Origin of the sequence: uncultured Kordia sp., from assembly GCF_947496985.1 — a bacterium.
Lineage (GTDB): Bacteria > Bacteroidota > Bacteroidia > Flavobacteriales > Flavobacteriaceae > Kordia.
Window position 1 is genome coordinate 210,507 of record NZ_CANMEZ010000004.1, and the last position, 25,598, is coordinate 236,104.

30 protein-coding genes are annotated in these 25,598 nt (G+C 30.8%); 17 read left to right on the forward strand and 13 right to left on the reverse strand.

Annotation, left to right across the window (positions count from 1 at the left end):
• Positions 1–47: 47 nt before the first annotated feature.
• The 5 genes from Q0828_RS12170 to Q0828_RS12190 form a co-directional block, all read right to left on the reverse strand.
• On the reverse strand, positions 48–911 hold the full coding sequence (locus Q0828_RS12170; RefSeq protein WP_298420983.1) for a LytTR family DNA-binding domain-containing protein: 864 nt from the start codon (positions 909–911) through the stop codon (positions 48–50).
• Positions 912–927: 16 nt separating this feature from the next.
• Entirely contained in the window at positions 928–1,635 is a 708-nt protein-coding gene (locus Q0828_RS12175; RefSeq protein WP_298420986.1) for a hypothetical protein, read from the reverse strand.
• A 69-nt stretch (positions 1,636–1,704) separates the two neighbouring features.
• Positions 1,705–2,649: a peptidoglycan DD-metalloendopeptidase family protein gene (locus tag Q0828_RS12180; RefSeq protein ID WP_298420989.1), complete on the reverse strand. Its 945-nt coding sequence runs from the start codon at positions 2,647–2,649 to the stop codon at positions 1,705–1,707.
• 98 nt (positions 2,650–2,747) lie between these two features.
• Positions 2,748–4,079 carry a M23/M56 family metallopeptidase gene (locus Q0828_RS12185; RefSeq protein ID WP_298420992.1) on the reverse strand — a complete coding sequence of 444 codons (1,332 nt, stop codon included), beginning with the start codon at positions 4,077–4,079 and terminating at the stop codon, positions 2,748–2,750.
• Entirely contained in the window at positions 4,072–4,455 is a 384-nt protein-coding gene (locus Q0828_RS12190) for a BlaI/MecI/CopY family transcriptional regulator (protein ID WP_298420995.1), read from the reverse strand. The genes Q0828_RS12185 and Q0828_RS12190 overlap by 8 nt, the downstream gene beginning before the upstream one ends.
• Positions 4,456–4,611: 156 nt before the next feature.
• On the opposite strand from Q0828_RS12190, the gene Q0828_RS12195 reads away from it, so the two are divergent.
• Positions 4,612–4,857, forward strand: coding sequence for a hypothetical protein (locus Q0828_RS12195; protein WP_298420998.1), 246 nt, complete (start codon positions 4,612–4,614; stop codon positions 4,855–4,857).
• 31 nt (positions 4,858–4,888) lie between these two features.
• Here the strand turns inward: Q0828_RS12195 and Q0828_RS12200 are convergent, their stop codons facing one another.
• The gene (locus Q0828_RS12200; RefSeq protein ID WP_298421001.1) at positions 4,889–6,070 is read right to left on the reverse strand and encodes a tetratricopeptide repeat protein; all 1,182 of its coding nucleotides are present in this window, start codon (positions 6,068–6,070) and stop codon (positions 4,889–4,891) included.
• 101 nt (positions 6,071–6,171) lie between these two features.
• Here Q0828_RS12200 and Q0828_RS12205 point away from each other — a divergent pair, with 101 nt between their 5' ends.
• Together Q0828_RS12205 and Q0828_RS12210 are read left to right on the forward strand one after the other, a co-directional pair.
• Positions 6,172–7,209 (forward strand): helix-turn-helix domain-containing protein, encoded by a 1,038-nt coding sequence (locus Q0828_RS12205; RefSeq protein ID WP_298421003.1) that lies wholly within the window; start codon positions 6,172–6,174, stop codon positions 7,207–7,209.
• A gap of 106 nt (positions 7,210–7,315) precedes the next feature.
• Complete coding sequence (locus Q0828_RS12210; RefSeq protein WP_298421006.1) at positions 7,316–8,074, forward strand: type 1 glutamine amidotransferase domain-containing protein; 759 nt, start codon at positions 7,316–7,318, stop codon at positions 8,072–8,074.
• Positions 8,075–8,106: 32 nt separating this feature from the next.
• Here Q0828_RS12210 and Q0828_RS12215 read toward each other — a convergent pair whose 3' ends face one another.
• On the reverse strand, positions 8,107–8,262 hold the full coding sequence (locus Q0828_RS12215; RefSeq protein ID WP_298421008.1) for a hypothetical protein: 156 nt from the start codon (positions 8,260–8,262) through the stop codon (positions 8,107–8,109).
• 114 nt (positions 8,263–8,376) lie between these two features.
• Between Q0828_RS12215 and Q0828_RS12220 the strand changes: the two genes are divergently transcribed.
• Genes Q0828_RS12220 through Q0828_RS12235 form a run of 4 tightly spaced genes read left to right on the forward strand, consistent with a single transcriptional unit; the run spans position 8,377 to position 11,635 of the window.
• Positions 8,377–8,799, forward strand: a complete 423-nt coding sequence (locus tag Q0828_RS12220) for a nuclear transport factor 2 family protein (protein ID WP_298421011.1) — start codon at positions 8,377–8,379, stop codon at positions 8,797–8,799.
• A gap of 7 nt (positions 8,800–8,806) precedes the next feature.
• Positions 8,807–9,256 (forward strand): nuclear transport factor 2 family protein, encoded by a 450-nt coding sequence (locus Q0828_RS12225; protein WP_298421014.1) that lies wholly within the window; start codon positions 8,807–8,809, stop codon positions 9,254–9,256.
• A 60-nt stretch (positions 9,257–9,316) separates the two neighbouring features.
• Positions 9,317–11,056: a CocE/NonD family hydrolase gene (locus Q0828_RS12230; protein ID WP_298421018.1), complete on the forward strand. Its 1,740-nt coding sequence runs from the start codon at positions 9,317–9,319 to the stop codon at positions 11,054–11,056.
• A gap of 9 nt (positions 11,057–11,065) precedes the next feature.
• Entirely contained in the window at positions 11,066–11,635 is a 570-nt protein-coding gene (locus Q0828_RS12235; RefSeq protein WP_298421021.1) for a hypothetical protein, read from the forward strand.
• 5 nt (positions 11,636–11,640) lie between these two features.
• On the opposite strand, the gene Q0828_RS12240 is transcribed toward Q0828_RS12235, so the two are convergent.
• The 4 genes from Q0828_RS12240 to Q0828_RS12255 all read right to left on the reverse strand — a co-directional run bounded on the left by Q0828_RS12240 (position 11,641) and on the right by Q0828_RS12255 (position 14,235).
• Entirely contained in the window at positions 11,641–12,309 is a 669-nt protein-coding gene (locus Q0828_RS12240) for a response regulator transcription factor (protein WP_298421024.1), read from the reverse strand.
• Positions 12,310–12,312: 3 nt separating this feature from the next.
• Positions 12,313–13,098 carry an ATP-binding protein gene (locus Q0828_RS12245; RefSeq protein WP_298421026.1) on the reverse strand — a complete coding sequence of 262 codons (786 nt, stop codon included), beginning with the start codon at positions 13,096–13,098 and terminating at the stop codon, positions 12,313–12,315.
• Positions 13,091–13,573, reverse strand: coding sequence for a hypothetical protein (locus Q0828_RS12250; RefSeq protein ID WP_298421029.1), 483 nt, complete (start codon positions 13,571–13,573; stop codon positions 13,091–13,093). Before Q0828_RS12250 ends, Q0828_RS12245 begins: the two co-directional genes overlap by 8 nt.
• Positions 13,574–13,752: 179 nt before the next feature.
• Complete coding sequence (locus Q0828_RS12255; protein ID WP_298421032.1) at positions 13,753–14,235, reverse strand: hypothetical protein; 483 nt, start codon at positions 14,233–14,235, stop codon at positions 13,753–13,755.
• A gap of 390 nt (positions 14,236–14,625) precedes the next feature.
• Between Q0828_RS12255 and Q0828_RS12260 the strand changes: the two genes are divergently transcribed.
• On the forward strand, positions 14,626–15,939 hold the full coding sequence (locus Q0828_RS12260) for a hypothetical protein (RefSeq protein ID WP_298421035.1): 1,314 nt from the start codon (positions 14,626–14,628) through the stop codon (positions 15,937–15,939).
• A gap of 70 nt (positions 15,940–16,009) precedes the next feature.
• Positions 16,010–16,939, forward strand: coding sequence for a hypothetical protein (locus tag Q0828_RS12265; protein ID WP_298421038.1), 930 nt, complete (start codon positions 16,010–16,012; stop codon positions 16,937–16,939).
• 61 nt (positions 16,940–17,000) lie between these two features.
• Here the strand turns inward: Q0828_RS12265 and Q0828_RS12270 are convergent, their stop codons facing one another.
• Positions 17,001–18,623 carry an FAD-dependent oxidoreductase gene (locus Q0828_RS12270; protein ID WP_298421041.1) on the reverse strand — a complete coding sequence of 541 codons (1,623 nt, stop codon included), beginning with the start codon at positions 18,621–18,623 and terminating at the stop codon, positions 17,001–17,003.
• 142 nt (positions 18,624–18,765) lie between these two features.
• On the opposite strand from Q0828_RS12270, the gene Q0828_RS12275 reads away from it, so the two are divergent.
• From Q0828_RS12275 to Q0828_RS12290, 4 genes are all read left to right on the forward strand, one after another.
• Complete coding sequence (locus Q0828_RS12275; RefSeq protein ID WP_298421043.1) at positions 18,766–19,158, forward strand: DUF3574 domain-containing protein; 393 nt, start codon at positions 18,766–18,768, stop codon at positions 19,156–19,158.
• A 68-nt stretch (positions 19,159–19,226) separates the two neighbouring features.
• Positions 19,227–20,333: an alkene reductase gene (locus Q0828_RS12280; RefSeq protein WP_298421047.1), complete on the forward strand. Its 1,107-nt coding sequence runs from the start codon at positions 19,227–19,229 to the stop codon at positions 20,331–20,333.
• Positions 20,334–20,446: 113 nt separating this feature from the next.
• Positions 20,447–20,638, forward strand: a complete 192-nt coding sequence (locus tag Q0828_RS12285) for a cold shock domain-containing protein (RefSeq protein ID WP_298421050.1) — start codon at positions 20,447–20,449, stop codon at positions 20,636–20,638.
• 179 nt (positions 20,639–20,817) lie between these two features.
• A complete protein-coding gene (locus tag Q0828_RS12290) occupies positions 20,818–21,279 on the forward strand; it encodes a cold-shock protein (protein WP_298421053.1) in 462 nt (153 codons plus the stop codon).
• Between the two features lie 98 nt (positions 21,280–21,377).
• Here Q0828_RS12290 and Q0828_RS12295 read toward each other — a convergent pair whose 3' ends face one another.
• A complete protein-coding gene (locus Q0828_RS12295) occupies positions 21,378–22,259 on the reverse strand; it encodes an AraC family transcriptional regulator (protein WP_298421056.1) in 882 nt (293 codons plus the stop codon).
• A gap of 165 nt (positions 22,260–22,424) precedes the next feature.
• Between Q0828_RS12295 and Q0828_RS12300 the strand changes: the two genes are divergently transcribed.
• The 4 genes from Q0828_RS12300 to Q0828_RS12315 are packed head-to-tail and all read left to right on the forward strand — an operon-like array spanning position 22,425 to position 25,597.
• On the forward strand, positions 22,425–22,715 hold the full coding sequence (locus Q0828_RS12300) for a putative quinol monooxygenase (protein ID WP_298421059.1): 291 nt from the start codon (positions 22,425–22,427) through the stop codon (positions 22,713–22,715).
• Positions 22,716–22,721: 6 nt separating this feature from the next.
• On the forward strand, positions 22,722–23,579 hold the full coding sequence (locus Q0828_RS12305) for a DUF4437 domain-containing protein (protein WP_298421062.1): 858 nt from the start codon (positions 22,722–22,724) through the stop codon (positions 23,577–23,579).
• A gap of 19 nt (positions 23,580–23,598) precedes the next feature.
• Positions 23,599–24,609, forward strand: coding sequence for a zinc-binding alcohol dehydrogenase family protein (locus Q0828_RS12310; RefSeq protein WP_298421064.1), 1,011 nt, complete (start codon positions 23,599–23,601; stop codon positions 24,607–24,609).
• 13 nt (positions 24,610–24,622) lie between these two features.
• Positions 24,623–25,597, forward strand: coding sequence for an LLM class oxidoreductase (locus tag Q0828_RS12315; protein ID WP_298421067.1), 975 nt, complete (start codon positions 24,623–24,625; stop codon positions 25,595–25,597).
• The last annotated feature ends 1 nt before the right edge of the window (position 25,598 follow it).

The window sequence follows — 25,598 nt, forward strand, 5'->3', positions numbered from 1 at the left end:
CAATCTGTTTTATCAAGAACGTACTTTTATTAATTGAAAGTTAATGACTATACTTTTGAAAAATATTCGTTAAACTCTTTCAACTTAGAACGCGAAACAGGAACCGTTTTAGTATAATTTTGTAAGGATAATTGATAGCCTTGCGCATTTCCTTCACAGGCTGTTATTTTATGCAAATTAACCAAATAGGAGCGATGTGTTTTATAAATATGAGGAAACTCTTGAAGGTGATTTTCTAATTCTTTTAAAGTAATACGAAACAAACCTTTCTTTACTGTATTTCCATCAAAAATATAGACTTCAGTGTAATTGCTTTCTACTTTTGCGAATAGAAATTGTAGCAAATCTAATTCATGTTTTTCATTTCCTGATGGAATTGTAATTTGTTGTGAAGCAATTGTAGTATTTGATGTTTTTAGTTGTAATTTTTGAAGTGTTTTACTGTGTTTGTATATCAAGCGTTCCAAATTTAGCGGAAGCACAATAAACAATAATAAAGCACTGACTAAGAATGAATTCCGGATTTCTTCGAAAAAATACCGTAATGACCAATTATTTGAATTATAGTAGATTAGATCTCTAATGAGAAAATTAGCAATTCCAATAATAATAAGAATTAAAGACAAGTAAAATAATTCTTTTCCTAATGTCCAGCGAGAATCGTCTTTTATCTTATAATTTAATAATACAAAAAATATATATGCAATAGGTAATGGAAAAAATGCATGAATACAAAGTATCCATAAATAATCTATTCTATGTTCATCAAAATTGACTTCAAAAGGATCAAACGTATAAGAAAACAGAAAACTTAGAATACCTAATATACTGAGAAATACAAGCAATCGTTTCTGATTTCTATATAAAAAAGGATATGGTTGCTGAAGGTATTTTATAATTTTTGGTAACAAATACGATATGCTTTAATTATTTTTTCAGAAATGTATTGATCTGTTGTCCAATTTCTTGGATTGTTAAAAGAATAGCTTTGTTTTTAATTCTATTAGCAGCTTCAGCTTCATTCAATTCATTATCTTGTCTTTTAGATTGAAATTCTTTTGTGACAATGGTTGAGAATGGAATTAAACCAGTTCTAACATCTAAAATAATCAATTGTGTTGTAGCAAATGCTTTTATATCAGATTTTGAAAACAATTTGTATTTAGCATATAAATCACTATTAATTGAATATATGACAACAATATCCGATTGTGTTCGTACAGCAGCTTCTCTAATCGTTGTAAAAGTAGGATTCCTAGAAATTAATAAATCGGGAATCTGAGAAACTTTTGTTACTCTGGTAGATTCTCCAAATTTTGAAGTAAATAAATCTAAATATTCTTGTTGAGATTTTAAATATGCTTCATTGTTTCTATAATAATTTCTTTGACTTTGTGTACTTTCCAATTTTACAAGAGAAACCCTTAAATCTTTTGGCAATGTATAGTTTCCATCAAGGATTTTTTGAATATTTTCTTCTGAAATTGTAGCCGTTCTGTCATTAAACAACGACTTTGTAATTGGCGGATCAGCCTCATAACTAGCCTGAGTTGGATATCCTGTACTTTGTCCCATAGGACTAACTGCGCAAGAGGTAAAAGCTAAGAGGACTATCAGGTAAAATAGATTTCTCATAATTAATGTCAGTTTTGTGGTTAACGTACACTCTTTTCTACATACGAAGTTACATTAAGAAAATGATTTTTACTGTGTCACAATCAATTTTTGCCCAATTTTAAGTGTAGAAGTTCTACGAATACGATTTTCTTTACACAAAGTTGCAATAGATATATTGTATTTATTGGAAATTCTAGATAAGGTATCGCCACGTCTTACTGTATAAATTTTCTTTTCATCAGCTTTACTTTGTGCAGCTTCTGCTTCAGTTGTACATACATCTACTTTAGATTTTCGTTTCGAATTATGTCTGTAGGCTGTTGTCCATTTTTCATTAACCCAAATAGAATTTGCGCGAATTAGATTATCTTCATTAGAAAAATCGAATATATATTCTGGATGAATTGGAATTCCCTGAAATAAAACCTCTAAATGCAAATGACTTCCACGTGCATTTCCTGTAGTTCCGCCAGCACCGATTATTTCTCCTTTTCGAACTGTATCATTCACCTTTACCAATTGTTTAGATAAATGAGCATACACAGTTTCTAAGCCGTTAAAATGACGAACAACAACTGTTTTCCCATGTCCAGCGTGCCTATTTACATAACGCACAACACCATCTAACATGGCTGTAACTCTGTCGCCCGTAATTAAATCAATATCAATTCCATTATGTGCTCTGCGATTTCTCCAGCCATAACGAGAAGTGATTACCTTTTTACGCGGAATTGGGGATGCGTATGTACTATCGTCAAAGGTGATATGTAAAGGATATTTATAATCTTTTCGAAATTTCTTATAAGGATTAAATACTTTTGTGTTCCAATTTTCAGCAATCCAATCCTTTTTATGTGTACTATCTTTTGGAATTGTTTGCTCTTCAAAAGTTTTTAGTCCAAGTGAAATAAAAGAAGATGTAGTTTCTAAAGTAGTTTTTGTTTCTTTTTTCAACGCCAAACTGTCTTGTGTTTGACTGTGTACGCAAATGCTAAAGCAAAGCGTAAAAATGATGAAATAAAGTGATTTCATTGTGGTAGTATTCAATTTAGTTTTACGAAAATAAATTTTAGGGATCTGCATTTATAACGCAATCCGAGGGAAATAATTGTACTAGTAGTTTTTAAGAGTTATTCTATAATGTAGTCTATTGGATTTAAGCGTTTTCCATGTTGACGTACTTCATAATGTAAATGTGGCGCAGTTGACAAACCTGTATTTCCAACATATCCAATGATATCGCCTTTTGTCACATAAATACCTTCATCAATATTGAAACCTTTTAAATGTGCATACCAAGTTTCAAAACCATCAGCATGAGAAATCACAATTAGATTTCCCCATTTGTCTTCCTTTTTTGCTTTTAATATAACGCCATCAGCAGTTGCAATTACAGGAGTTCCAAGAGCAGCTTTAATATCAATTCCTCCATGTGGCGCAGTATTTTTTAGCTTTGGATGTTTTCTGGTAACTCCATACTTTGAAGAGATACTTTTAATACTTCCGTTTTGTACAGGAAATAAAGAAGGTGTTGAGTTTGTTGTTTGTTCAATTTCTACAGGAAGAAATTCATTAGGAATATATGTTCCAGTTGAATTCTTAAATGCCATAAAAACCAAAGCTATTACAGGTAATAATAGTAAATAAGTAAGTTTTGATCTGTTTTTTGATTGTGATTTTGTGATCATTTCTATTCGTTTTTTGAGTGTTGGATGTGAAAAATAATTGTAAACTGGATTTGTGTTTTTGGGTTCTAAACTTTGCAAAAGCAATTCCAAATAGGTTGATTTTTTTACTTTTTGATGCAACACAAAAGCATCTGCTTGAAATTCATGAATGGATTTTAATGACTTTCTATAGGAATAGGCAAGTGGATGAAACCAATAGAAAGCAATAAATAATTCTGCTAACAGTACATCTAAAGAATGTCGTTTTTGTATATGAGCCTTTTCATGTATAACAATTAATTCTTCAAAAGTAGAAGTTTCCGATTTCGGAATAAATATCCAATTGAAATATGAAAATACTTCGGAAACATCAGCAATATAAAGTGTTTCACCATTTGCTATAATTGCTTTCGCGTTTCTTTTTAATTTGAATAATGAATATGTTGTTATTACAAATCGTGCTAAACATCCTAAAACTCCAATTGCATATACTATCAAAAATAATAAAGCATAATTTACAGTTTCACTAGTTGAAATAGTTGTGTCTTCTGCAAAATATTCAAATTCGGAAAATGCTGTAAAATCATTGATTAACGGAAGTTCTAGATTAAAGTTTTGTAATTGAGGAAACAATTCAGCACTATAGGGTAATAGTAATGAAAGTGGAACAATTGCTAACAATAAACTTCTATTTACAGCATGAAACGTAAATTGACTAAACAACCATTTGTATAGTAAATAAAAACCACCAAATATGGCACTAACTTGAAAAAGATATAAAAAGAAGCTATTCATTTTTAGATTTTAACGTTTCTATTTTTTCTTCAAGCATGGCTTTCATTTGTTCCAATTCGGTTAAGTTTAAAGTATCACTTTCCGCAAAAAAAGAAGCAAATTTACGTGTAGAGCCATTAAAAAAGTTACCAATAACTTGTTTCATATGTTGTGAAAAATAACGCTCTTTAGAAACAGCTGGCGAATATTGACGAATTTTACCATAGGTTTCAAAATTCAAGAATTTCTTTTTTACCAATACGCGTACAACTGTTGATATAGTTGTATACGCAGGTTTAGGTTCAGGAAACTGCTCTACAATATCTTTTAAGAAGGCTTTATCAAGTTTCCATACATATTGCATGACTTGTTCTTCCGCTTTTGTTAACTCATTCATGCTGCAAATATAGAAGAATATTTTAATTATGACTATAAAAATAGTCATAAAACTATAATTGTAGTCATAGGAAGTGTAAATACCTAAGAATAGGGATGTTTTTAAATTGATTAACATTTTAATTTTGAGATAATTATTAATCTAAAAAACATAATCATGAAAGAATTAACATTTGAAGAAGTAAATGCAAAAGTTGAAGAATTAGACTTCAATCAACTTGAAAAAACTTTGGAAGTTGGAATGAGAGCTGATAGAGGAACAATATTGGAAACTATCTGTAATGTTTGGAAGAGAATTGATGGTGTAGTACGATATATTGCTAAATATACAATTATACCAAAATGGCGCAGAACATTAAATTTATTGATTACTACAATGGATAGTATATGTAGAATGCGATAAATATCTACAAAACTTAGTTTGTAACATTAGTTTACAGACTAAGTTTTAATATAACTTTCACTTCATCAATATACTCTTGAATTTTATGAGTTTCAGGATCTAAATCAAACGCTTTTTCATAGAAGTCAAGTGCTTTTTGATATTCTTTAAGTTGAAAATGATAAATTCCTAAATAGAAATAGGCATAACTATTTTGATCGTCAAGTTGAAGTGCTTTTAACAAATCGGAATGTCCATCTGCTGATTGACCTAACATAATTTTAGCATATCCACGATTATTCCAAGCATACGAAAATGTTTCATCTATAGAAATTGCCTTATCTAAGTAAACAATTGCTTCGTCATATCTTTCTAATAAGCCTAAGGCGTATCCGCAATTATTCAATATAATATGATTATCAGCAGTCGATTCGAGTGCTTTTTCAAATAATTCAAAGGCTTTGATATAATTTTCTCTGTAAATTTCAATAACTCCAATACTTACAAGATCTTCTAAGTCAAAATCACTTTCATACAATTCAGTATACTTCTCGTTTAAAGCAATTGCTTTTTTATAATTTTTAGCATTCAAATAAGAAGCAATGGTTAGCTTATAAACATCTCTATTTTTGGAAACTTCATCAATGCAATTCTCAAATAACTTGGCAGCTTCTGCATATTCTTTCTCCATATAATGATTGGATGCTTTATGAAATGAATTATATACGTTTCTAATGTTCCAAAGATGTAATAATTGCTTTCCATCGTTATTTGCAAATGATCCGTTATGTAATTTTATCTGTGTTTTCCGTGGAATAATATTGAATATAAAATCTAAACCACATGAAAAAGCCAAAGCAAAAAGTAACATATTGGGCAAACTATAAGTGTCAAACAATAAAAGAGAAGCAGCGGCAATACCTCCAATAATGAGTGTGGTTAAAGGTCCAAAGAGCGTAATTTTAATTCTGCTTTTCCACGAAATATTTTTTCCATGCGGAACGCACAATCCGCCTTTCCAAGCAAAGACATTATATTTTATAAAACATTCCAAGCGCTTAATTTTAAATCGAAATGATTTTTCAGGATTACCATACGAACCAATATAGACACTTACATCTCCATCAGAATTTAACAATGTTGCAAACGCATGACCGAACTCATGAAATAGAATCACTAATGTGCGAAATGCGAATAGTGAAAAAAGTAAAAGAAAAATAGCAGCTTTTGACATTGATTTTTATAAGGAATGTAAAGTTATGGGAATTTTTGGAATAATGTTTTGAAAAGAATTATTTCAATAATTTCCTTCCTATATTTACGTTTTCAAAACGTATGGAACTCAAACAACAAGCTATATTTCTATTCAGTGCTTTAGGCGGAATCAATGGATTATTCTTGAGTTTCTACTTTGCATTTGTTTCTAAAAAAACTGTGAAAGCAAATTATTTTTTATCAGCCTTGTTGTTTGTGTTAAGTGTCCGAATTATTAAATCGGTGTTTTTTTATTTTAATCCGAATTTATCACAAATATTTATACAAATTGGACTATCTGCCTGCGTATTAATTGGTCCTTTTCTATATCTCTATATCAAAACTATTCGGAAGGAAAACAAAGGTTTTAATTGGTTGTTGCACATACTTCCAGCTGCGTTACTTGTGATTGTATTAGGTATTTTATACCCATATTGGGTTCACAAAAGAATGTGGTCAGGTACTATAGTGAAATTAATATATGTACAGTGGTTTGTGTATATTTTATTTTCAGGATATCTGTTAATTCCTGTGTTTAAAAAAATATTTTCTAAAAAGCATAAAACTACACAATTAGAAGTTTGGGTAACCAGTATTTTTATAGGTGTTTTATTAATTTGGTCAGGATATATGATTAGTTCATTTACATCATACATAGTTGGCGCTATTTCGTTTTCATTTGTGTTTTATCTATTAGTTTTATTTTGGATTTTTAAGCGAAAGAAAAATACCTTGTTCTTTGAAGATGATATTAAATATGGAAATAAGAAAATTGCGGACAACACAGCAACTTCAATTCAAACACAACTAAAAGTACTTTTTGAAGAAGAAAAGCAATTCAAAAACCCAGATTTGAAACTACAAGATGTGTCAAACCAATTACAAACTTCTACACATAATTTATCACAATATTTAAATGATAATCTTGGAAAAAGCTTTTCATTATTCATCAATGAATACAGAATTGAAGAGGCAAAGAAGCTTTTAATCTCCAAAAAAGAATTCACTATAGAAGCTATTGGCTATGAATGTGGTTTCAATTCGAAATCTACTTTTTTTACCGCGTTTAAGAATATAACAAAAACAACTCCAGCAACTTATAAAAAAAAGCACTCCTAAGGTTTTATAAAAGTTTGTTCAATTCTATAAATCCGAACTACTTCATTATCAATTTGAATCGCTATGTATAAGAAGATGTGTTTATTTGAGTCAAATTTAAATACTCATGCGAACAACACTTTTACTATTAGTATCATTTTTTTCATTTCTCAATCAGCAATCTATTCAAAAAACGAACAAAGGAAATATTTTGTTTGTGACTTCTAACCAAAAAATTTATGGTAATACAGATAAGAAAACTGCCAATCATTTTTCTGAAATAGTATATGCATATGAAGAATTTGTAAAGGCTGGTTATCATGTAGATTTTGTGAGTCCTAAAGGTGGGGAAATTCCAATTGGTTATCTTAAAAAATATGACAGTTTACAACAAAAATATTTGAATGATAAAGCATTTATGAACTTACTTAAAAATACGTTCAAACCAGCTCAAATTAATGCTTCTAATTATAAAGCAGTTTATTACAGCGGAGGCGGAGCTGCTATGTTTGGAGTTCCTGAAAATAGTTCGATTCAAAATATATCAAGAAAAATATATGAAAATAAAGGTGTCGTTTCTGCAGTTTGTCATGGAACTGCCGGAATCGCCAATTTGAAGAATTCCAAAGGAAACTATCTGTATGCTACTAAGAAGATTACTGGATTCCCTGACAAATTTGAAAATAAAAAAGCGCCATACTTTCAAACCTTTCCATTTTCAATTCAAGAAAAAATAACAGAAAATGGTGGTGATTTTCAATATTCAGAGCAAGGTTGGGATAATTTTGTTATTGTAGATGGGCAATTCATCACAGGACAAGATCCAACAGCTTCTGCAACTGTTGCTAAAAAAGTGATTGAATTTTTAAAAAAGAACCACAATTGAAAGCAAAGCGAACCGAAGTTCGCTCGATAATTTTATTGTGCAGCACAAATTTGGCAACGATTACCTAAAGTTAGATAAGCGATACATGTTTGATTTACAGTTCCTTTTCCAACTATTTTATCAGAGTATTCAATTTTTGAAATTGACTCCTTGTTTAGCTTTAAATTTTTAAGGTTTCTTTTTTTCATAATATTATAATTTGATTACAAATACAAAGTATAAAAACTAATTATCAGTAACTTACGGGAATACCGTAATTTTATTCAACAAATAAAAATCATAAAACTTAAAAAATAAATCAAATGAAAAAAACAATTGTAATACTCGTTTTACTCATAAGTACACTAACAATAAGTAATGCACAAAATAATGATTATAATGACATAACAACAACCGTTTCGTACTATTTAGATGGTGGAACAAACAACGATTTTGAAACTGTCAAAAAAGCATTTCATGAAAAAGCAATGATGAAATTCGTGACAAAAGATGGTTATAAAGAAGTAAATGCAATTGAATTTTTCAAGAGAGTTATTAAACCTGGACCAAAACAAAATCGAAAAACAAGTATTCAAAGTATTACAATTGATGGAAATATCGCTGTGGCGAAATTGGAAATTGAATATCCAACATTTTTCTTCATTGATCAAATGAGTTTGCTTAAAATTAATGGAATTTGGAAAGTCGTAAATAAAATATATTATAGAAAGAATAAAAATAATTAATTAAACTATGAAAACAGTCATTACACTACTATTAGTCACATTCTCCATACAATTTGGAATTGGACAAACCTATTCAGGGAATCAAAAAGATATTGATCAAATTTTACAAAATGCTAAGAAATTTTCAAGCTATGTAAATAGTTCTAATTACGAAATGATTGGCGCTTCATATACAAATGATGCGAAAATATTTCCACAACGAGGCAATATTATTGTTGGAGTTAAAGACATTTTAACGTATTGGACTTTGCCAGAAGGTGTAAAAACAATCAATCATAAAATCACGCCAAGTGAAATTACTATTGTAAAAAATACTGCGTATGATTACGGGTATTATGAAGGAACAACAGTACGAGCTAACGGTGAAGAAAGTTCATGGAAAGGAAAATATGTTATTGTTTGGAAACGAGTAGGAAATGATTGGAAAATGTATTTAGATATCTGGAATTCAATATAACGAAATCAAATCTGTCACATTCATTCAAAACCAACGTCTTTCAATAAAACAATATCAATCATGAAAAAACTCTTCTTATGTCTGTTCCTTATTTTTATAAGTTGTAGTTCTTCTAAAGAAGAAAAAAAAGAAATAAAATCCACAAAAATAGACGGAAACTATATCATTGATGATATCTTGATAGAAACCGAAAAAGACATTTTTATTTCAGGAATAATCGTTAGAAACAAAGAATATTCAAACCCCAAACCTGTTATTTTGCAACACACAATTTATGTAAGAGATCGTGATGTAAATACACTAAAACATGCTGTAGATAAAGGTTATATTGGTATAATTACATATACAAGGGGAAAATATAAAAGTCCAAATGAAATTGTTCCATACGAACATGAAGCTACGGATACCTATGCTGTAATTGATTGGATTAGCAAACAAAAATGGTGCAATGGAAAAATAGGAATGTATGGTGGAAGTTACAATGGTTATACACAATGGGCAGCTACGAAAAAGTTGCATCCTGCATTAAAAACAATTGTTCCAGCTGCAGCCAATAGACCTGGAAATGGTTTGCCAATGGAAAATAATGTGTTTATTAATCCTAACTACGAATGGGCATTTCTTGTAGGGAATAACAAAACCATGGATACCATTGCTGGAAACGATCGACAACGTTTTAGAAACATGCAATCTAGTTGGTGGAATAGTGGAAGTGCTTATAAAAAAATGGATAGTATTGATGGAACACCAAATGCTTTTTTTCAACATTGGATATCTCATCCAGACTATGATGAATATTGGCAAAGTATGATTCCATATAAAGAAGAATTTGCAAAAATTGATATTCCAGTTTTAACGTTTGATGGTTATTATAATGATTCCCAAAACTCCAACTTATACTTTCATCGACAACATTATAAATACAATGCAAATGCTGAAAACTATCTAATTATTGGAGCATATGATCATTTTGGATCGCAAAAAGGCGGTCGTAAAAATTTACGCGGCTATCAATTAGATGAAAACGGTTTAATTGATCCTTTAAAAATAACTTATGAATGGTTTGATTATATATTGAAAAACGGTGATAAACCTAGTGTTTTAAAAGATAAAGTCAATTACCAGGTCATGGGAACCAATACTTGGAAATCAACAAGTTCTATTGATGCGATGTCTCATGAAAATTTAAAACTATTCATAACGGATTCAAAATTTAAAGAGCATTTACAATTATCAGCTAGTCAACAAAAAGAATTAAAATCATTAACCCAAATAATTGATTTTAACGATAGAAACACAAGTAATAATAACAATTCATATCCTCATCCAATCATTGAAAACTCTCTAAATCCGACAAATGGGTTTAAGTTTGTATCAAAACCTTTTGAAGAAGAAACACATATAAGTGGTTCATTTAAAGGTGAGTTAATATTTAGTATTAATAAAAAAGATGTTGACGTTGGAGTTACACTATTTGAAATGTTACCAAATGGAACCTACTTACACTTATCAGGTTTTATAGGTCGTGCAAGTTATGCGAAAGATGAAAAAACCCGGAATTTACTAACGTCAAATGAATTATTCACTTTTCCGTTTTCAAACACACGATTGATTAGCAAAAAACTACAAAAGGGAAGTCGATTACTCGTAATTTTAGATGTAAATAGCAATCAATTTTCTCAATTAAATTACGGAACGGGAAAAGATGTAAGTGTAGAAACCATAAAAGATGCAAGCCAACCTTTGGAAATAAAATGGTTTACAGATAGTTTTATTGAAATACCTATCTTTAAACCTTAATTACTTTTTATGACCATCAAATTAAAGTTAATAATAATTGCTTGTCTTATCTCATTTAGTGCGCTTGCGCAAGATATAACACCTGCTCAAAAATTCTGGAATACGTTAAAATCACATTGTGGAAAAGCTTACGAAGGAAAATTAGAATTACCAAAAGATGACAAAGATTTTGGTGGTAAAACATTAACAATGCACGTTCGTAAGTGTACTGAAAATGAAATTAAGATTCCTTTTTTTGTGGGAGATGATAAATCACGAACGTGGATTCTAACCTATAAAAATGATCGTATAACACTAAAACATGACCATAGGCATAAAGATGGTTCTGAAGATAAAATCAATTTTTATGGCGGAACAACTACAAGTACAGGAAAAGAGAATATTCAAGTGTTTCCTGCTGATGCAAAAACACAAGAAATGATTCCGGGAGCTGCAACAAATGTTTGGTGGATTACTATTAACGCTTCAACTTTTACCTATAATTTAAGACGTTTAGGAACCGATCGTGTATTTAAAGTAGTGATGGATTTAGAAAAGCCAATAAAAGCACCAAGCGCACCTTGGGGTTGGAAAGAATAAGTTATTTATAATTTAATCCAACCTTCTTTTATGGCAAGCATCACCAAACCAACACGGTTTTTAATTTGTAGTTTTTCAAAAATGGCATTTCGATAGCCGTCAATGGTTTTTGGGCTGACAAACATTTTTCCTGCAATTTCATAATAAGTCATTTCGCTACAAGCATACTTTATAAATTCGCGTTCACGCTCTTTTAATTCATGAAATCTAAGTGTACCTTCGAATTCGTCAACACCATTTTGAAACGAGTGTACTAATTTCCCAGTAATAAAGTCGGTGTAATAAAAGCCTTTGTCCATAATGGAAACAATGGCTTCTTGTAATTCGTCAGGCTCAACATCTTTGCTCAAATACCCTTTTACACCAAGTTTAAGCATTCGTACAATTGTATTTTCTTTACCAACCATACTAATAACTAAAACTTTAATACTTGGGTATGCTTTATGCAGCCATATAACAGTTTCAAAACCGTCCATTCCGGGCATATTGACATCTAAAAGTATAATGTCGGGTAAATTATCTTTATCAATAATAGTTTGTAATTCATGACCATTTGAAGCTTCAAATAATATTGAACACTCAATAGCTAACATATTAATAAGACTTACTAAACCTTTTCTGAATAAGTTGTGGTCATCAACGAGCCCTATTTTGACAATTGTGTTAGCATTCATGAATTAGTTTCGTATTTGTATCGTAATAGTAGTTCCTTGATTTTGTTGACTTTCTATATGAAAATCAGCATTAATAACATTGGCTCTGTTTTTTAAATTGATTAATCCATTTCCATGACCATCATTTTCTTTTGCAATACTAAAACCAATGCCATTGTCTTGAATTACTAAGGTAAGTAAATTTTCTAAAAACGTTAGCTTAATAACTACTTCTGACGCTTTACTATGTTTAATAATGTTATTGATGGTTTCTTGAATCATGCGATACAAAATGGTAATTGTTGTTTTGGGTAAGATAAATTCATCGCCAATAATAGAGAGTTTTGTATGAAAGGAGTTTATTTTATTCAATCTATCTACATCTATAGACAGTGCATTGCAAAGACCAATTTGAATCACTCTGTCACTATTTAAATCTAACGACAATTGCTTTATATCTTTGATCAATTCTTTTAATAATAGTTTTGATTCGGCGATTTTATCTTTGCTATCGGCTTCATTATCATAATTTATAGTGTTTAAATAAATCTTTATAATACTTGCTGTATGACCTATATTATCGTGTAATTCGCGCCCTATCGTTTGAAGAGTTTGTTCTTTAATCTCTAATTGTGATTGTAATAATGCTGCAGCAAATTCGGTTGCTAGTTTTTCTTGCTCTTGTCTATGTTGTCTTCGTTTCTTTCGATATAACACTAAAAACGCAATAAAAAAAGTAACTAAAAGGAACACTAATAACGAACCTATAATTACAAATAATACAATATCTGACTGAATTTCGCTATGCATTGGTTTTTTTTGACGTTTTAAATTCTACAATAAGTCCGTACGCAATAAGGATATACATGGCAATATTAAAAAGATCATGAATAATCCAAGGGCTTATAAAATAAGGATCTCTATTTGTCATAAGATATTCCCACAACGGAAAAATAAGTCCAGTACAACTTGTATATAGAAATAAACCAATTAAATAATATAGTAATGATTTTTCGTGCTTAAAATCATGTAAATCTCTTTCATAATAATCATATACAAGCAAAAGAATCCACATGGTATACATTAAATTATTCGTGGTAAGCCATTCTGTGAAAAACTTAGTTTTAAAATCAAATTGTATATAAGAATAGATTCCAACGGTAATAGCTACAAAAATTGAATAAATATATAATTTGTTCAAATTCTTATTATGAAAACGACCTTTAAAAAAGAAGACTAAAAATAGAAACTCCAGTGAAACATTTATATTATAAAATATGTTCATATCTGGAGTTCTTCCTAAATACAAGCGTATAGTTTGGGTAATGCTTGCAATAAAAACAATAAATACAATCCATTTTGTCTTCTTTAATAGACTTTTAAAGAATAGTAAGCCTAAAATTGTAGGTAACCAAGGACTTAAAATTGATATGTAATTTAAAAAGTGTTGGATATTTAAAATATTTATCGAATTATATTGAATGAATTTTCATCTATGTTCACTGTTAATTTAGAAATACACATTTTTGGAGCATACTGATTTACTGGGTTATGAATATCTATAACTTTATAACTATCTTTTTCTTTAATACATCCTGTTGTAAGTACTGTAAAAGCTCCTTTTTTTGAATCTATATCATCTTTGCCGTTTGTTGCATCTTGAAAATAAGCTCCTAATACAACGACCAAATAATTAGCCTCATCTTTCCCTTTATTTGCATCAAAAAAACGTTTAATCAAATCTTTACTAAATACAAATGCGTTATAATCATTTGTTGATGAAATAAATTCCTTAATTTCTTTTAGCCTTTCTTCTTGTCCATTTTTCGGAATAACTTCGACGCAATCTTTCAATATATTAAATTCATTAATGAATTTGTTAGCTTCACTAAGTGTGATTTCTTTTCCACTTTGAAGCTTGTTTTTTGTTTGTACTTGTGTTGACATAATATAGATTTTATAGTTAATACTAATTACTCAAATATAGAGTAGCACTAAACATAAAAACAAGTCAAAAACTTAAATATAGGGTATTTCTTTAAAAATATAGGAAAATCCTCTTTTCAAAAATGCCTCGTTTTCCTTTTGACTTGTGTAGTAGTTTTTTTGGAGTTTTACAAAGCGATTTATTGCAAGAAATAAGACAGCTAGCAAAAACTTTATTTCATCAATATTCATTAATCCAAGAAGTATTAAAACAAATCAACTAATCCTTTTTTATTATTTAATGAATACGAAGGTGGAGCAGAACTCACTTAAAAAAACGAACCTTTCTATAAGGTAATGTATAGAGGCGTTATCCGAAAAGCCATATGAGTAGGAATAAAATTTAATACAATGGACAATCAAAATTTATTTAGCCAATCCTATAGTGAAATCGTAAGAAACGTATTAGGAGAAGGCACACAATATTTCCAAATGTTAGGAGAAGCAGTATCGTTTAACTGGCCAGTGGCTCCAATAGGTCAATTATCGCGAGAAGCATATCAATTTATGAGCGCAGCACCAGCGTATAGTCCAATTGGTGTATTTGGAGGTGTAGGCGCATCTACTTCCTTTAAAAATTATAGACAAATTTTTGCACATGTAGGTTTTAATGAATCTCCAGAAGCTCAAAAACAACTTCAAGATTTATCAAACCAAGCGACAGAGTTGCAAAATGAAATCACAATTACTTGGACAAATGCAAATACAGCTTACAATACAGCCAAACAAAATGGTGGTGCTGTTTTTGCTGCAAAATATCCAGACATACAAACTTGGCTTGCTGGACCTGGTGATGTATACGTAAAAGAAGCCGATGGATTGCAAAAAGCAGCAAATAGTGTTTTTGATCAGATGGAAGCTCTTAATGAAGCGCAAATGCCAACAACTCTAAAAGAAGCATTAGATATCACTAAATTGCCTACAACGAAGCCAAGTGATGGAAATGCACCTCGTGGATGGACAGTTGTGCAAAATAGTGCGGGTAATTTAGAATGGCAACCTATATTTAATATCGCTACAACAAGTAGAGAATGGAGACAACAACTAACAGATGGTACAATTGGTGAAAAAAGAATTGTATTAAAAGCAGACAAATCTGATAGTTCAATTGAAAAAACGTGGGCTGGAGGAAATGTCGGATATGGAAACCCATTTTGGGGAGTATACGCTAACGGAGGTTGGGAACGTACAAACATTTCAAAATCTGATAAAAGTGTCACAGCTACAATTAACTTAAAATCTGCAACAGTTGTAAATATTACTCCCGGAGAATGGTATGATGGCGGATTTTTAAAACAAATAGCTATTAATGGTAATAAAGGACAAGGATATAGCATATTATCTCCTTATACTGCTACAGGTGGAAGTCATCCATTATTTGGTAAAGATGGGCTTTGTTCTACTATCGTTACAGGGCTTGTAGTTGCGTATAAGCCATCATTTAGTATATCGATGAAATCTTCTACATATAAAGAATATGAGCAAAAAATTAATGCTGGTGGCGGATTCCGTATTGGGCCATTTAGCTTTGGAGGATCTGGTGGATCATACAATCAGGAAATTCAAACTACAGGAAATAGAACGACTGTTACAGGAGGATCAACTTCTGATGATCCAGTAATTATTGGAGTTACTGTAGGTTTTCCAGGAGTAGAAAAGCCATAATATACTAAGTATAAATCCAAAACTCACCTGAATGTAGATCATTTGGGTGAGTTTATTTAAATAAAAAATTATGAATCTTACAATATCAGAGTATCTTGAAGGCATAGCTGAAAAAGTAGTTCCAAAAAATAGTATTGATTTATTAAATGCTGAAACAACAACATATATACCTACAAATATTTCACAATTGTGTTCTCCTGCTATTATTTGGGATTGGAAAGTAAATCCGATAGGTCAAATTTCATATCATCAATTTCAACTCAGTGACACGGCACCACTTTCGTCAAAATCTGAAGTATTATTTATTAGTTCTGGGACTAGTATATCTGAAGCTTTTCGTACTTTTTTAAATATATTAAAAGCAAATAAAGATTTTCCGCTTAAAGCAGAATTAGAAAAGTTAATTGCAAAAAATACGCCTCCGGAAGCATATGATGATGGATGGACAAAAGTACTTATGAATGGAAATTTAGAGTGGAAACCCGATTGGATATTCTCAGAATCTGTGTATAGTTGGAAACAAAAAGTAGCTGCAGGAACCATTCATAATTCAGGTACGATAAAAGTGAAATTGCACAAAGAAGATAATTTATCTAGTATATTTATGCTTGATGATGATGCAACTAAATCGTCTGAATTTATTTCGCAATTTGAAACAGTAGAAGTATATGCAGATGCATGGGGACTTATATTTATTAGACCTGGAAGTTGGTTTAGCAGTAGCATTTTAAAATTAGGAGCACCCTATATGCCAAAAGGCATAAAACTATTAACATCAAGAGTAGCTTCCTTTTATATTGCTGATAACCCTGTATTTACATTTAAATCGAATAAAAAAATAAATATGAATAGCATTAATACAGCAGCAGCATTTCAATGTTTTGGAATTGATACTGTACTAAATATGCAACCTGAAGATCTTGAGAATAGCAATCAAATAACATTACATTCAAAAACAGTTGATCCAGCAATTGTTGGCGTTGTCATAGAACAATTATGAGGAAATTCTATAAAAATAAAAACCATCATTCAAATTTTAATAAATGACAGTTTCTATAATTTTATTCAGGCAAAATGCTCATTTCAAAATGAAACAACTGTTCAGGATCGTATTTCTTTTTCGTTGTGCGCAGGTCTTTTAATTTATCATTGTAATAGATTTTCAATAATTTCAATCGGTTCTCATCTTTTTCAATATCTGGGACTAAAGTTTTATCAACGAAATTGATGAAAGAACCTTCCGTATGTATGGCAATTGATTCTCTGAAATCTTTTACCCATTTTAGATATACTGTGTTTCTTCCTTCATTTGTAAAAGCATTCGAAACATCGTCCCACCAAGCCTGTATTTGTAACATATATGGCTTTTGAGAATAACCAAAACTGTTTCCTGTACTTCTAGTAACTGCACCACCCATACAATGAAAACTCATATACATATTGACATCTGCATGATAACAAGATTTGTCTAAATACGTATAAATTGCTTCCGCTAATTCTCTATGATTCACATTATCTTTTGGAAAACTTGATGATACTTTATGTGGATGTGGTCGATCACACGTAGAACTTGGACCTTTATCAGGTAATACTGTTAAATCTAGTTTTTTGCATGTACCTTGCTCATTATTAGAAAACTGTATACTTCCAGTTGGGTTTATAAAATCAATTAATAACCGTTGACTTGTAGCATAGGAAAGCGTTGCTGTTGACGCTTTAGTTTGTTTTTTAACTGAAAATGTAGCGTTTTTTCTAGCTGTTGTATCTGCATAATCTTCAGGTATTTGTGTAAAACGAATCGCTTTATCATCTGTTGGAATAAATCCTTTAAAGTACGTTTCTAATAATCCTCTTAATTTCTTTTCTGAACCATAAAATTTTCCAGCCATACGTCCATGAACTTCATGTTTTTTTTCATTTTCTGATTTTGCAATCAACATCGTACAGGTTGCGGAAAGTGCTTCGTCAATCCCATTTTCTTTAGCATGTAATTCTGCCCATTTTGTAATAACTCCTTTAATTTCATCTGGTTTTTCCCATCGTATTGTAAAATTGGTAATAACTGGAAGAATTGAAACTAATTTAAATCTGAAACGAATAACTACTCCAAAATTTCCACCGCCGCCGCCTTTTAACGCTTTAAACAAATCTGAATATTTGTTGTCAGCATTTGCGATCACACTTTTTCCAGAAGCCAATACAATTTCTATATCAGTAACAGAATCACAAGTTAAACCGTATTTACGAACCGAAACGCCCCAACCGCCACCTTGCGTGAGTCCACCAACATTAACTGATTGGCAACCGCCACCAGGAACAGTTTTTCCTTTTTTAGCTAATTCGTCATATACTTGTCCTAATTGCTTTCCAGCAGGAATCCAAGCGACCGTATCACTTTCGTAAGTAATTTTATTAATTTCAGATACATCTATAATAATTACATTTTTTCCAGAACACATTCCTTCATGCTGATGTCCGCCAGAGCGAATTCTAAAAGGAATTTTATGATCTCTACAATGATTAATGCAGTACGAAACATGATCCGCATTTTTGCAATATGCTATATAAATTGGCATGTGACCAAAACGTGTGTTAGAAATAACACGTGCATAATGATATAAAGAATTATCTCTATCAATAATTTTTAAATCTGTAGGTGCATTTTTTATAAAAAGTGGCTTCATGGTAAATGGTTAGTTAATAATACGTTTATATGTTAAAAGTAAGAAATTATAGCGTTAGTGAGTAGAAAACTCAAAAAGAAAGGCAACGATAGCTTATAATTATTAGTAACTTTAGCAAATAATTAATCTAAATATATACAATATGTCTACTACCATAAGAATGTGTATTTTCATTATAATTTCGGTTACTTTTTTTTCGTGCAGTACTACTAAATTTACTTCAAACTATATAAAAACGGAACTATATTTTGGTTTATTAAAAAAGGATGGAGTAGTTACTGAGGAAGAATGGAAAGGTTTTAAAGCAGATATTATAAGTAAAAAGTTTTCTGGTTATACAGAAATAAATTCTAAAGGTTTTTGGACCAATCCAAAAGGAGAAACTGTTTCTGAAAATTCGAAACTAATTATCTACTTAAATAAAGGAACAAAGCAAGATAGTATTGCAATAGCTTTTGTCATAGGTAATTACAAGAAAAAGTTCGATCAAGAATCTGTTTTAAAAATTGATACACCTGTTAACGCTAGTTTTTAATCTTAGAAGTTGATCTATGATAACTCAATTATAAACTGTATACAGTATTTTTATAAAAAATAAAATAGATGACTAAGAAACCATTATTGCAACCCTACATCTCTGAAAATTTACAACTCAAAAACCGTGTAATTGTAGCTCCAATGACACGAAGTAGAGCAAATAATGAAGGAAATGTCCCTACAGATGATTTACAAGGTTTGTATTATGAACAAAGAGCTTCCGCAGGATTAATCATAACAGAGGGTGCGCAAGTTTCCAAAGAAGCAGTTGGCTATATTCATACACCAGGAATTTACTCAAAAGCACAAGTTGAAGGTTGGAAAAAAGTAACAAAACGGGTGCATGATAAAGGAGGAAAAATATTTATTCAATTATGGCATGTTGGGCGAATTTCGCATCCAGATTTTCATAATGGAAAATTACCTTTAGCACCGTCAGCCATAAATCCGAATCGTAAATCGTTCACGCCAGAAGGTTTTAAAGATACAGTTACACCACGTGCAATGGCACAAGAAGATATTGATAGAACGATTCAAGACTTTGTAAACGCGGGTAAAAATGCATTAGAAGCTGGTTTTGATGGAGTAGAAGTGCATTCGTCTAATGGATATTTGTTTCATCAATTTTTTACAAAATGTTCAAATGAAAGAACTGACAACTATGGTGGAAGTATTGAAAATAGAGCTCGATTTTTCTTTGATACGCTTGACGCGATGAAACAAACCATGCCTGAACAGAAAATAGGTGTACGTTTTAATCCATCTCTACATTCGGCAATGGCAGGAATTACTATTGATAAAGAAACAATTCCTATTTTTGAATATATTATCAAAAAGCTAAATGATTACGATTTGGCGTATGTACATTTATCAGAACCGTTTTCAGATGTTTCAGAAGTTCCACATGCTGTGACAGAAATTGCAAAACATTTTAGACCATTATATAAAGGAACATTAATGATCAATACAGGTTTCACTTTTGACAAAGGAAATAAAGTTTTGGAAGCTAATGAAGCAGATTTGGTAGCTTTTGGAAAGCCATACATTTCAAATCCTGATTTGGTAGAACGCTTTCAACACGGAATAAAATTGGCTGATTGGGATACAGAAACCTTCTATACTGTTGGTAAAAAGGGATTTACAGACTATCCAAAGGCTAGTATTGATAGGTAATTACAAGGTATTTTTTAAAAAAAACAAAGAAATATCAATTAATTTGTTATAAATCAAATAAATGGCATCACCTTTGCACTGTAAATATTACAAATAAAATAAATTATATTACAATGAGTAAAGGAACAGTAAAATTCTTCAACGACGCTAAAGGTTTTGGATTCATCACAGAAGAAGGATCAAACAAAGAACATTTTGTACACATTTCAGGATTAATTGATGAAGTACGTGAAGGTGACGAGGTTGAATTTGACCTACAAGAAGGAAGAAAAGGATTAAATGCAGTAAACGTAAAAGTTATCTAAACATATATTTCTATCTTTAATAAAAGTCTATCAGGTAAATGATAGGCTTTTTTATTGACCAAAAACTCAAATTTATACCTAAAAACATAGAATTCAACAATTCTATTTCATTATATAACAAACATAGTTTATCTTTATAGGATAATTATAACCTTAAAAAAAACAATTTAAAGAGTAGAATGGCAAAATCGCAACAAACATTTAACAAATCTGAAAAAGAAAAAAAGAGATTAAAGAAGAGAGAAGAGAAGCGTAAAAAAATGGCTGCGCGAAAAGCCGAAGCAAAAGAAAGTGGTAAAAAAGGAATTCAGTTTGCATATGTAGACCACAATGGAAATTTAACTGATACGCCTCCAGATCCTTCACAAAAAGTAGAAATAGAAATTGAATCTATTGAAGTAAGCATCCCAAAAACATTAGAAAGCGATAAAGAAGAAGTAGATCCAGTTCGTAAAGGAAAAGTTTCTTTCTTTGACTCCTCAAAAGGTTTTGGTTTCATTATAGATGCTGAAAACAACGAGAAATACTTCACGCATGTTAGCGGAATTATTGATCAAATTACAGAAAATGACAAAGTTACTTTTGAACTTGAACAAGGGAAAAAAGGACTCAATGCAGTAAAAGTTACCTTGATAAAGTAAAAGATATCATATAATATATATAAAGAGTTTAGAATAGTGCTAATTGCAATATTCTAAACTTTTTTCATTGAAATACATTTAATAGAGAACTTAAAATATCAACAACAAGTTCCGCGTTTCAATAATACATATTCACCTTTATTCTTAAAATCTCTAATAGAAGAACCAACGTAGCGTTTAAAAGTTTTAGATAAATGGCTTGCGTCTGTAAAGCCTAAATCGTCCGCAATTTCAGTAATCGTAAAATCTGAATTCAGTAAGCGAATTTCCACTAATTTCAACTTAGCTTTAATTATATATTCACGCAACGGCATATGAATTTGCTTCTTAAAATACTCACTCACATAAGTGGATGACATTGAAAAAACATCTGCCAAATGGTCTACTTTCAAATGAGTTGGTTTGTCAATATTCTCATTGATATACGTAAGCATTTTGTGAATTCTATCATCAGTAGCAACTTTAGAAACCTCATAAAAACTACTCTTCTTAATATTACGAATTAAAATCTCTAAGATGCTTGTCATTAAGCTTTTAATTAGCGTAATAGATGCTTCTCCATAATTTTTTGACTCTGCTAAAATCATCGAAATCAGCCTTTCTAAATGTTGTCGATCAATATCACCCTTAATAATATCTCCTGGTAATTGATTGTAGTTTGATAAAACATAAGAAGCTTCTTTATACCAAGCATCCAAATCAATTGCAGTTCTATTTGTATGCTTAAAAAAGGAATCAGTAAACTTTAAAAATACAAACTTTGATGGTGTTGAAATATTGAAAGAGTGACATTTTAAAGGAGGTAATAAAAACATACTTCCTTCAGTATAGTCGTATTCATTATAATTAATACACTGTGTTCCAGATCCTTGTTTGATTAAGACTAACTCAAAAAAATTATTTTTCACAGGACGTTGTTTCCATTCAGATAATTCAACTTCTTGTATTTCAAAAGGTTTATAAGTCTCTAATATTTGCATTTTGACATTATTTTAAAGCAAAACTATATAAAAACACTAGATAAAATGTATTCTTATTCCAAAAAACCTTTATTTATACCTAAATCCCCTTTTTAAATACATGCTATACTAATATTACCGAACTAAATTTGTACCAACAAATTAAAAAATCAAAAAAAATCAAATATGAGTCAACTAACAATTCTTGCTAAAATTGTAGCAAAAAATGGGAAATCAGCATTTATAAAAGAAGAATTATTAAAATTAATCGCTGTAACAAGAGCTGAAAAAGGATGTATCAATTATGATTTACATCAAGATAATGAAAATGAAAACCTATTCGTGTTTTATGAGAACTGGGAAAATCGTGAACTATGGCAACAACATATGCAAAATGATCATTTAGCAGAATATCTGAAAGTAACTGATGGCGCTGTCGCATCTTTTGAATTAAATGAAATGTCAATAATTGGATAAATTATTATGAAGGTAATCGGAATCTATATATGCTTATTCTTTGGATTAATACTTTCGTGTAAAAATCCTAAGAATGAAATAAAATATACTATTGAAACTATAGAAAATCCAACAAATAGAGTTGTATTGAGTTCTGAAATTGTTTGGGAAAAACTAAATCCAGCCAGAGGCGATCAAAGTCCGAAAGCAGGAACAATTTGGGGAGATAGAAAAGGAACAGTTGCAACAGGTTTTTTAGCAAAATTTGTAGATGGATTTTCATCACCACCACACATTCATAATGTTACGTATAGAGCTGTTGTGATTAAAGGAATGATTCATAATGATGATGAAAATGCACCAAATATGTGGATGCAACCAGGGAGTTTTTGGAGCCAACCCAAAGGACAATCGCATATCACATCTGCTAAAGGAGAAGAAAACATTGCCTATGTAGAAATTGATTATGGACCGTATTTAGTAAAACCGACAGATGAGGCTTTTGAAAGCAAAGAATATCCAGTAAATATTGACGCTTCAAATATTGTTTGGTTAACAAAAGATAAAACTAATTGGATAGAAGACAGTAAGGCTACGATTAGTTTTCTCTGGGAAAGTAAGAAAAATGATGGCTTACAAGGAATATTTGTAAAGTTACCAAAGAATTTTGATGGTAAAATCACAAGTACTGGAAATATATTTCATGCAATTGTTATCAAAGGAAATTTAAAATATGTAATGCCAACTACAGATGAAGTAAAAATGTTAGATGTGGGAAGCTATTTCACGGCTTCAAACCGAGCAATTCATGATCTTTTTATAGAAGAAAATGAAGGAGTATTACTGTATATTCGAACGAATGACGCAATTAAAATCGTAGAATAATAAACTAGAAATTAGAAAAATGAAAGCAATAGGATACAAAGAATCACTAGCGATAGAAAACGAAAAATCGTTACAAAACATAGAATTAGAAATTCCAACAGCTACAGGAAAAGACATATTAGTAGAAGTAAAAGCAGTTTCAGTCAATCCTGTAGATTATAAAATTAGAGAAAATGTAGCGCCAGAAAATGACGATTGGAAAGTAATTGGTTGGGATGCAGCTGGAATTGTCAAAGAAGTAGGAGCAGAAACGAGTTTATTTAAGGTAGGAGATGAAGTGTATTATGCTGGCGATTTAACACGATCTGGAAGTAATGCAGAATTTCAACTAGTTGATGAACGCATTGTAGGAAGAAAACCAAAAAACTTATCATTTGGTGATGCAGCGGCGTTGCCACTGACATCCTTAACGGCTTGGGAATTACTTTTTGATAGAATGCAAGTTGAGAAAGACAATCCTAACAAAAGTATTTTAGTGATTGGAGCAGCTGGTGGTGTAGGCTCAATTATGACGCAACTATTGAAGCAATTGACAAAACTGAAGATTATTGGTACAGCTTCTCGCGAAGAAACTACAGATTGGTTGAAGCAACTTGGTGCAGATCATGTGATTAATCATAGAAACAAACTAAGTGAAGAATTCGAAAAACATGACTTATCACAACCAGATTATATTGTAAGTTTAAATGCTACAGGACAACATAAAGATGAAATTGTAAAAATAATAAAACCACAAGGAAAATTTGGATTCATTGATGATCCAAAAGGCGGTTTTGACATTATGCCATTCAAAATGAAAGCTGTTTCGACACATATTGAATTTATGTTTACACGTTCAATGTTTCAAACAGAAGACATTACAAAACAGCATGATATTTTAAATGAAGTTTCAAATCTGATAGATTCACAAACTATCAAAACGACTGTAGGGCAACATTTTGGAAAAATAAATGCTGAAAACCTTAGAAAAGCACATGCACTTCTAGAATCTGGTAAATCGAAAGGAAAAATAGTTTTAGAAGAGTTTTAATAATGATCGGAATATGAAAGGTTTTGAGTCAATAAATAAAGGATACAATAACGTTTTTAAACAAAATCAGCTAAGTGTAGGGTTGGTAGTTCCGATTGAAAACTATGCACAAAGTTCCATTCCTAGCATGGAAAACCATGTGGAACGTGTGCAACTGATTGAAAAAATGGGTTTTAAAGCACTTTGGCTTCGTGATGTACCGTTTCATGTACCATCATTTGGCGATGCAGGACAAACTTATGATCCGTTCACTTATTTAGGATATTTAGCAGCGAAAACAAATGAAATTGCACTTGGAATCGCAAGCATAGCTTTGCCGTTACATCATCCTGTTCATGTTGCAAAATCAGCAGCTACAGTAGATCAATTATCGGGTGGAAGATTAATTCTTGGAATTGCTTCTGGTGATCGTTATGAAGAATACCCTGCAATGAACATTAAGTATGACAATCGTAGCGAACTCTTCAGAGAAGGTTTTCAATATATCCGAAATGCTCAAAACAAGTTTCCAACAATTGATTCAAAAGCATTTGGGAAATTAGAAGGAAACATAGACATTCTTCCAAAAGCAACATCACATAAAATTCCAATGTTAGTCACTGGATATAGTCAGCAATCATTGAAATGGAATGCTGAAAATGCAGATGGTTGGATGTATTATCCAAGAGATACTACACAACAAAAATATAGAATTGCAGAATGGCGTAAATTGATAGCAGAAACGCAAACATATGACAAACCATTTCTTCAACCATTATACATAGATTTGCATGAAAATGATGACTTTAAACCACAACCAATACATCTTGGTTTTCAAATAGGAGTGAAGTACTTACAAGGATATTTAGAGCATTTACAAGATATTGGTGTAAATCACGTAGCGCTGAATTTACGCTTTAATTCAAATTCTATTGAAAAAACGTTAGAACGTTTAGCAAACGTAATTTTACCCGAATTTCAATCAAACATGATAAAAAAGACAGTATAAC